Origin of the sequence: Prevotella sp. TCVGH (genome assembly GCF_023522295.1) — a bacterium.
In the GTDB taxonomy this organism is placed as follows: Bacteria; Bacteroidota; Bacteroidia; order Bacteroidales; family Bacteroidaceae; genus Prevotella; species Prevotella timonensis.
Window position 1 is genome coordinate 1 of sequence record NZ_QFFX01000090.1, and the last position, 8227, is coordinate 8227.

Annotated in this window: 7 protein-coding genes; 2 read left to right on the forward strand and 5 right to left on the reverse strand. The window is 40.0% G+C overall.

Annotated features, from left to right (window positions below):
* Window positions 1-39: 39 nt before the first annotated feature.
* The 4 genes from DEM91_RS11535 to DEM91_RS11550 all read right to left on the reverse strand — a co-directional run bounded on the left by DEM91_RS11535 (window position 40) and on the right by DEM91_RS11550 (window position 3761).
* On the reverse strand, window positions 40-576 hold the full coding sequence (locus tag DEM91_RS11535; RefSeq protein ID WP_249859024.1) for an outer membrane beta-barrel protein: 537 nt from the start codon (window positions 574-576) through the stop codon (window positions 40-42).
* Between the two features lie 173 nt (window positions 577-749).
* Complete coding sequence (gene recA, locus DEM91_RS11540; protein WP_025072417.1) at window positions 750-1775, reverse strand: recombinase RecA; 1026 nt, start codon at window positions 1773-1775, stop codon at window positions 750-752.
* 73 nt (window positions 1776-1848) lie between these two features.
* Window positions 1849-3075, reverse strand: coding sequence for a saccharopine dehydrogenase family protein (locus DEM91_RS11545; RefSeq protein WP_249859025.1), 1227 nt, complete (start codon window positions 3073-3075; stop codon window positions 1849-1851).
* A gap of 86 nt (window positions 3076-3161) precedes the next feature.
* Window positions 3162-3761: a DUF6621 family protein gene (locus tag DEM91_RS11550; RefSeq protein WP_249859026.1), complete on the reverse strand. Its 600-nt coding sequence runs from the start codon at window positions 3759-3761 to the stop codon at window positions 3162-3164.
* A gap of 716 nt (window positions 3762-4477) precedes the next feature.
* On the opposite strand from DEM91_RS11550, the gene DEM91_RS11555 reads away from it, so the two are divergent.
* Window positions 4478-5227, forward strand: coding sequence for a ThiF family adenylyltransferase (locus DEM91_RS11555; RefSeq protein WP_195252381.1), 750 nt, complete (start codon window positions 4478-4480; stop codon window positions 5225-5227).
* 14 nt (window positions 5228-5241) lie between these two features.
* Here DEM91_RS11555 and DEM91_RS11560 read toward each other — a convergent pair whose 3' ends face one another.
* Window positions 5242-5997, reverse strand: a complete 756-nt coding sequence (locus DEM91_RS11560; RefSeq protein ID WP_195252380.1) for a helix-turn-helix domain-containing protein — start codon at window positions 5995-5997, stop codon at window positions 5242-5244.
* 268 nt (window positions 5998-6265) lie between these two features.
* On the opposite strand from DEM91_RS11560, the gene DEM91_RS11565 reads away from it, so the two are divergent.
* Window positions 6266-8158 (forward strand): TonB-dependent receptor domain-containing protein, encoded by a 1893-nt coding sequence (locus DEM91_RS11565; RefSeq protein WP_249859027.1) that lies wholly within the window; start codon window positions 6266-6268, stop codon window positions 8156-8158.
* Window positions 8159-8227 lie beyond the last annotated feature (69 nt).

The following is an 8227-nucleotide window of genomic DNA, read 5'->3' on the forward strand; positions in this document are numbered from 1 at the left end:
GATTCCATGCACATTTTTGTCACATAAAAGAAAACGACTCTAAATTATGCACATTTTTGTCATATAAGCCAGAAAACCTGCAGAGATGACGCCTTGATTGGAGTTTTTAATAATTTGGAATTTAACCTCTGCATTGAGGGCAAACTTTTCTGAGAGGTCGTATTGGAAACCACCACCAAGGTTTACACCAAGATTGCCGTCACTGTGTGATTCGTTACTTCCTACTGTGATACTACCAGCTGGCGTGCTGACTGTTTGAGTGAAGCCATCAACAGAACCGCGTAGGTAGGTAAGTCCTGCCAGGGGGTAGACCTTGATATTGTCTCCAAGTGAGAAGAGATAATGTACATCCAAATTGATATCCCACCAAGAAGCATTGTTCTTTTTTAGGAAGTAGTCGAATGTTGCCTGTGTGCGGATAGCGTCAGTGATTCCATAGCCACCTTTTAGACCCACACCTAACGATTTGATGTCTGTTGGATACGCCAGTTGCCCACCTAAGTAGGCTTGTCCCTCTTGCGCAAAAGCGCCAATACTAAGCAATGCGATGACTGCTGTTAAAAATAATTTCCTCATAACTATGTTGATTAAATGAATAATGTGTCCCATTTCTTAGTCATTGATGCTTAGTGAGAACCAGCTTTGACTGATACCACCAGCCTTGACTTATGGTTGTAGAATATGTTGCTACAAAGATAGAAAATATTTATTATTTATGGATGAACGTATCATCATTTTTTTAAGTTTTTTTATTCTGTCTTTTCTGCAATAGCTTGTTTGATTTGTGCTTCCAATTCTTCGCACAGCTCAGGATTGTCTTTCAGTAACTTTTTGGTTGCATCGCGTCCTTGTGCCAATTTAGAGTCTTGATAAGAATACCACGAACCACTTTTCTTGATAATGTCATATTCTACGCCCAAATCAACAATTTCTCCGATTTTTGATATTCCTTCACCAAAGGTGATCTCAAATTCTGCTTTGCGGAATGGAGGTGCTACCTTGTTTTTTACCACTTTCACACGCACTTGATTACCAACAACCTGGTCGCCATCTTTCAGGCTGGTCACCTTTCGGATGTCCAGTCGTACAGAGGCATAGAACTTTAATGCGTTGCCACCTGTAGTGGTCTCTGGACTACCAAACATGACTCCAATTTTTTCTCGCAACTGGTTGATAAAGATACAGGTGGTATTGGTCTTGCTAATATTCGAGGTGAGTTTGCGAAGAGCCTGACTCATCAGTCGAGCCTGCAAGCCAACGTTGCTGTCGCCCATGTCACCGTCAATCTCTTTCTTAGGTGTCAGTGCTGCCACAGAGTCAATAACCAAGATGTCAATAGCTGAAGAGCGAATCAGTTGGTCTGCTATTTCCAAAGCTTGCTCACCGTTGTCGGGTTGCGAAATCCATAGATTATCCACATCTACGCCTAACTTTGCGGCATAAAAACGGTCGAAAGCGTGTTCGGCATCAATGAAGGCAGCAATGCCTCCAGCCTTTTGTGTCTCAGCAATAGCATGAATAGCCAGTGTAGTTTTTCCCGAAGATTCTGGACCATATATTTCAATGATGCGTCCTCGTGGATATCCACCCACACCGAGTGCGCAGTCTAATGCAATGCTACCTGTTGGTATCACTTCAACATCTTCTATTTGTTCATCACCCATTCGCATAATAGAACCCTTACCAAAGTCCTTCTCTATCTTCGCCATGGCAGCCTGTAGTGCTTTCAGCTTGCCTTCGTTGGTGGCTGGTGATTTTGTTTCTTCTTTTGCCATATTTTGTATTTTATTTTTTTGTTGTTGAGCTAATTAGCCTAATTGTTCCTATTGACTTTGTCAGCCAAAATGACTATAATTCCAAATCTTTGCCAAACTCTTCGTGCCAAGGCAAGCCTTGCTTGTTGAGTTGTTCCATGAAAGGATCTGGGTCGAAGTCTTCAACGTTCCAAACGCCAGGTTTCTTCCAAATTCCTTTAAGAAACATCATGGCACCAATCATGGCAGGCACACCAGTGGTATAGCTCACTCCTTGCATTCCTGTTTCTTTGTAGGCGTCTTGGTGTTTGCAGTTGTTGTAAACGTAATAGGTAAGTTCTTTACCGTCTTTTATACCACGAATGCGACAGCCGATGCTCGTCTCACCGTCGTAGTTCTCACCAAGGTCTTGTGGATTGGGCAATACGGCTTTGAGAAATTGTAGTGGAACAATGTTTACCTTCACCTTCGTGTCAGAGCCATCAGCCAGTTCTGCCTCGTATTCAATCTCATCGATGCGCGACATACCCAAATTTTGAATAACATCCAAATAGTTAAGGTATTGTTCACCAAAGGTCATCCAGAACCGAGCTTGTTTAATGGTAGGATAATTCTTCACCAAGCTTTCCAACTCTTCGTGGTGCATCAAATAGCTTTCACGTGGTCCGATGTTTGGATAGGTAATGGGTTGATGGATTTCCAAAGGTTCTGTTTCAATCCATTTGCCGTCATTGTAATAAAGTCCCTTTTGTGTGATTTCTCGAATGTTGATTTCAGGGTTAAAGTTAGTGGCAAAAGCCTTATGGTGATTGCCAGCATTACAGTCGACAATGTCCAAATAATGTATCTCATCAAAATAATGTTTGGCAGCGTAAGCCGTGAAGATACCACTCACGCCTGGGTCGAAACCACACCCAAGAATGGCTGTAAGTCCTGCTTTTTCAAATTTGTCTTTGTATGCCCATTGCCATGAGTATTCAAAGTGTGCCTCGTCTTTGGGCTCGTAATTAGCCGTGTCAAGATAATTGCATCCACAAGCCAAGCAAGCTTCCATAATGGTAAGATCCTGATAGGGCAATGCCAAGTTAATCACCAACTCTGGCTTGTAATCGTTCATCAAAGCTTTTAGTTGCTCCACATCGTCGGCATCTACTTGGGCTGTTTTGATGTTTGGGTTACCAATAGCTTTTACTATTTTATCGCATTTCTCTTTACGTCTGCTGGCTATCATCAACTCTGTAAACACTTCTGGATTCTGTGAAATCTTAAATGCTGCTACGGTTGCGACGCCACCAGCGCCAATCATTAAAACTCGTGACATAATCATGAATCCCCGTCACCTCCGTTGTGGAGGAGAGTGCCTCGCAGGGTACGCCTTTATCGGCACTTTCTGTTGGTTGTTATACTTTATTTTATTTCTTCGCTCTTAATCCCTAAGGCATTCATTAACGAATAGCCCAAGATTTCTTGCCTGAAGTTTCCTCCCACTAAGGGTTGCATGGCAAAAACAGTGATGCGTTTATTCTCATCGTCTACGCTACGCAGACTTGTACGGATGCGGTCGAACACCCCCTCCCGTTCACAGTTGGGAACTATCATCATCCGTTTGACATTTGGATGCTGGCATACGGTGAGCAGGATGTCCATAAAGAAGTCGGTATCCTGCACAATATCCTCTACAGGAAAAGAACTTAATATAAACTCGCCTAAGTGATCTTTGAAAGCCTTTCCGTTCAAGTCATTTTCAAAATTGCCTGGCTGAAAGTTTTCCAGTGTAGTCTTTTCCTTGCTATGCACAAAAATCACTTGTGTGTCATGTGTTCCTTCTCTGATACCGCCATCTAAGGCTATGCAATCAATCCAACGAGCAGTGTCGGCTGCAGGTATGCGCCGTCCAATCATTCGTTCAAAGTTCACAATCAGGTCAAAAGCAACCTGATCGATATAATCACCATCAACGAGAATGATATTCTCGCTCCATTGATTGTTTGAAATTTGTGCATCCATACTTTGCAAATTTACATAAAAATAATGATACCAACCATACAAAATATAAAAAACTAATTGCATGAACACAGCTCTTCCATTGTAGAAAGGGTGTAGATGATGCAAAACGCTCTTTTTTCTTCTTTTGTTTCACCAACCATGACTCTTCAACGAAAGGTGCAGTTTTCTTATTTTCTTTGGTAATGGCATTTGCAGTTTTTGTCCTGTAATTTTACCAAAAAACGGTCATTCAAAATCTTCAAAATAGAAAAAATGAATAGGCAAACACACAACAAAAATGCGCTGATTTTCACAAAATAGACGTCTTTTCAAGCTGGAACATTGATTTAACGCCCTTGGAAACACCATTTAAGGGTGTTATTCACATACCATAACAGCATTAAAGCATGCAAATAACAAGCTTAGAGTAATGCTTTAGCCGCCAAAAAATGGTAAAAATAGGAAGAAAAGAGATGTCGTAAGCGTAATATACTTAATAACAACCAATTACAAACCTCGCTCATTTCTCGCGTATTTGCGACCCACTTTGCCGTTGGTTGTTTTCACGCGAGTTTTGAGAGGCACTTTGTAAAGAAAATTCAGCATTAATGAGCCTTCCATGTTTTCTGAATATGTTATAAAAACTAAAATAACCAATGATCTGAACGATTATTACACTTTTGTGTAGTGCATATTTATTTTGTAGATTCTACTTTTGCGAAAAATAATTATTGACTATGGAACAAAGATACAGTAGAAACAGGCTCTATGTGAGCGACAGGGAACAAAGTATTATCAAGCATTATAAGATTTTACTTGGCGGCGCAGGTATTGGCAGTATAATCGCTGAATGTGCTTTAAGATTTGGTTTTGAACATATCACCATTATTGATGGAGATAAGGTGGAGGAAAACAACCTTAACAGGCAGAACTATACAGAAAATAACATTGGTAGATACAAAGCGAAGTGTTTAGCTGAACGCTTGCAAAGCATTAATCCCAATGCACAGATAGACTTTCATACGGAGTTTCTGACTCCTGATAATATCGAAAAGATGCTGAATGGGCATGATGTGGCTATCAATGCCTTGGACTTTAAGGATAAGACCCCATTCATCTTTGATGAAATATGCAAAGAAAGGAAAATTCCTGTACTGCACCCATACAACTTTGGTTGGGCAGGTTTTGTTACAATCGCAGACCCATTGGGACATTCCATATCAGAATTGTCAGACGGATTTAAGGGATTTGAACTAAAGGTGGCTGAATATGTTACCGGACATGGGGCTTTTTGGAATCAGCCAAAAGAGTGGTTGGATAAAATCGTTACTCAATATCGAGAAGAAAGTGAAACGCTCCCACCTCCGCAACTGTCCATAGCATCATGGATTACAGCGGGATTGTGTACAACGGCAATGTACAATCTTGCTACAGGAAAACCTGTGAACTATTTTCCAAAATTCTATTTCTCCTCACTTTTGCAATAAGCGAAGTTCTTTTCTCAGAACAATTTGTTTAAGGTTGCCCTTGAAATAGCTTCTGTAATATTCGCCACACCTAATTTTTCAAAGGCGTGGCGTTTGTAGAATTTAATGGAGTCTAACGAGCGACACATCCTGTCTGCAATTTCTGCCATCGTAAGACCAGCCACAGATAGTCTGAGAACTTCAAGCTCTTCTTCTTTAAGCGATACACCATCACATTCCTTCCACCGATGTCCCTCGAAAGAGTAATTCCAATATTTCTGTTGTCCATTCTTGTGAAATTCTACATGCCCAGCTGTTTTATGAGAAGACAGAGACACGACACACATTCCAATCCATATCTTGCCCTCATCGGTCAATAGAATGGGAGTAAGCTGATGATTGATTAGTTTGCTCCTCGTTCCACTCTTCAGATGAAAATGATAGGACATAGAACATTGATATTTATCAACGTTGTCGAAAGTATCAAAGAACTTAAACCCACTGCTGTTCAACTCCACGAGCATTTTTTGTTCCTCCTCCGGCACATGTTCCAAGTAAAAACTGTACCCTAATTCCTTCACCTCCTTTGCCGTATGCCCACAAAGAAACAAAGGGTTGTCCGACACATAAAGAAACTCCTGCCTGTAATAATCTATCAAGTAAACGCTCTGATAGGTAACACGCGCAAAAGCCTCTACGGTTTGCACCAATGTAGAGAGTACATGTGAGTCATAGTCCGGTGCGTTGCGTACGGTATTTGATGCGATAAAGAATTCTTTTACATCTGTCATATATGGCGAACATATTAGGTACTTCACTTAATCTCATGGCAAAAATACTTTTTTTCTTCGAAACGACACTAAAAGATTACACAAAAGTGTAAAAAGCAAGATAGAAAAGAAAAATTACACAAAAGTGTAACGATATAATTTGGAGATATAAATATTTTTGCAACAGAAATAATCAAATCGAGAAGATTATAAAGCAGACATAACTGCCAAAATGTGTAATGTTAGAAGTTATAAGAATCTGATTAAAAACATTTTAAAAATATCTCTTATGAAAAATTTGATAGCTACTTTATTAATGTTAATAAGTTTGCAGACAATGGCGCAAAGTGTTACAGGAAAAGTCGTGGACGAAAAACAGAATCCTGTCTCATTTGCAAACATTGTAGTACTATCTGCAAAAGATTCTACGTTTCTTGGAGGAACATCAAGTGATATCGATGGTTTTTTCCGAACAGAAAAGCTTTCTCAAGGAAGTTTTTTGAAAGTTTCGTCTGTCGGATATAAGACGAAGTTTATAAACTGTAATGACGCATCATCCATTATCATAATGATGGAAGAAGACTCCCATTTGCTTGGAGAGGTCATTGTAAAATCCCAATTACCGAAGACATTACTCAAAGACGAGGGAATGATAACTACCGTTGCAGGCAGCATATTGGAGAAAACTCCGTCAATGGAGCATCTGCTCGACCTGATTCCGAATGTATCTGTAAGGAATGGAAATATCGAAGTATTGGGAAGAGGAGCTCCTGAAATATACATCAACGGAAGAAAGATGCGCGATGGAATGGAATTGGAACGCTTGCAGCCTGACGAGATAAAGAATATAGAGGTCATAACCAATCCGGGAGCACGCTATAATGCAAATGTGAAAAGCGTGATACGCATCACTACGAAGAAGGTTGTCGGCGAAGGATTCAGCATTGACAGTAAGACTAACTCGAAAGTGAATGAGCAGAAGCGAATGAGTTGGGTTGAAAGTCTGCGGTTGAATTACCGAAAGGGAAGATGGGACACGAACATTCATCTCTATGGGGCCTATACGCATAAGCAAGATGACAAGCAAATTCATCAGATGACCTATCTTGACGATATTTGGGAACAGAATTCTGCTGTTTCTCAAGAATACACCAATGTCAATCCTTATGTGCGGCTGACTACAAGTTACTCGTTAAATGCTGATAACTCTATTGGGGCAAGTATCAGTTATGACCGATATGCCAAAAATTTGGCCATTGGAGATATTAAAGGACTGTCTATGTGCAATAATGTTCAGACAGAACAGTCGCTGTCATATTTCGAGTATCCTGGCAATTCAAAAGCATTGTTGTCCAATGTTTATTATGTCGGGAAAATAGGAAAAATGAATATTGATTTTAATACTGATTATTATTGGTCTGGAAAAAAAGAACAGATGAATAATACCGAGAAAATAAATGAGGTAGGAGTACAGGAAAAAGTGCAGAAAATTAATTCTGACCGGCGGACATATAATCGTCTGCTTGCTTCAAAGTTGGTGCTTTCGGTACCTTTCATGTCTGGCAATCTATCGTTTGGAAGCGAGTTCTCTGCATCCAACCGGAAAGAATCTTACACTGTATTGCCGCAAGATGTGGTAAACGATGAGAACAGTCGGATAAAAGAGAATATGACCTCTGTATTTGTTGATTATAGCAAAACTTTTGGTAAACTGAACGTACAGGCAGGACTACGATATGAATACATCAACTTCAACTATTATGATCACAATATGTACGTAGCAAATCAAAGTAAGACGTATGGTAATTTCTTTCCCTCTTTGGCACTCTCTTTGCCAGTTGGAAAAACACAGATGCAACTAACGTATGCTACTGATATTTACCGTCCTTCATATTATGAACTTCGCGATGGGGTGCAATTTAACAACCGTTATACCTACGATTCAGGAAATCCTTTCCTTGTCCCATCCATCAGTAAAAATTTAAGTTATGCCCTTTCGTGGAAATGGCTTAACCTGTCGACTATGTTCACACACATATCGGATGAAATCTGCACGCTGGTAAAGACGTATAAAGATAATCCTCAAACCACACTGGCACGCCCGGAAAATACGCCATCGTACAATAATGTACAAGTTTCATTAGCATTAAGCCCTAAGTTTGGGATATGGAATCCTGGCTAATGTGACAAAAATGTGCATAAAAACGTTTCAACTACTTGTAAATCATTACCTTTGTTCCATTTATATATT

What these genes read in the sequence shown, in the direction of transcription:
- DEM91_RS11560 (WP_195252380.1), bottom strand. Translation starts at nt 5,997, where the DNA reads ATGACAGATGTAAAAGAATTCTTTATCGCATCAAATACCGTACGCAAC.
- DEM91_RS11550 (WP_249859026.1), bottom strand. Translation starts at nt 3,761, where the DNA reads ATGGATGCACAAATTTCAAACAATCAATGGAGCGAGAATATCATTCTC.
- DEM91_RS11535 (WP_249859024.1), bottom strand. Translation starts at nt 576, where the DNA reads ATGAGGAAATTATTTTTAACAGCAGTCATCGCATTGCTTAGTATTGGC.
- recA (WP_025072417.1), bottom strand. Translation starts at nt 1,775, where the DNA reads ATGGCAAAAGAAGAAACAAAATCACCAGCCACCAACGAAGGCAAGCTG.
- DEM91_RS11565 (WP_249859027.1), top strand. Translation starts at nt 6,266, where the DNA reads ATGAAAAATTTGATAGCTACTTTATTAATGTTAATAAGTTTGCAGACA.
- DEM91_RS11555 (WP_195252381.1), top strand. Translation starts at nt 4,478, where the DNA reads ATGGAACAAAGATACAGTAGAAACAGGCTCTATGTGAGCGACAGGGAA.
- DEM91_RS11545 (WP_249859025.1), bottom strand. Translation starts at nt 3,075, where the DNA reads ATGTCACGAGTTTTAATGATTGGCGCTGGTGGCGTCGCAACCGTAGCA.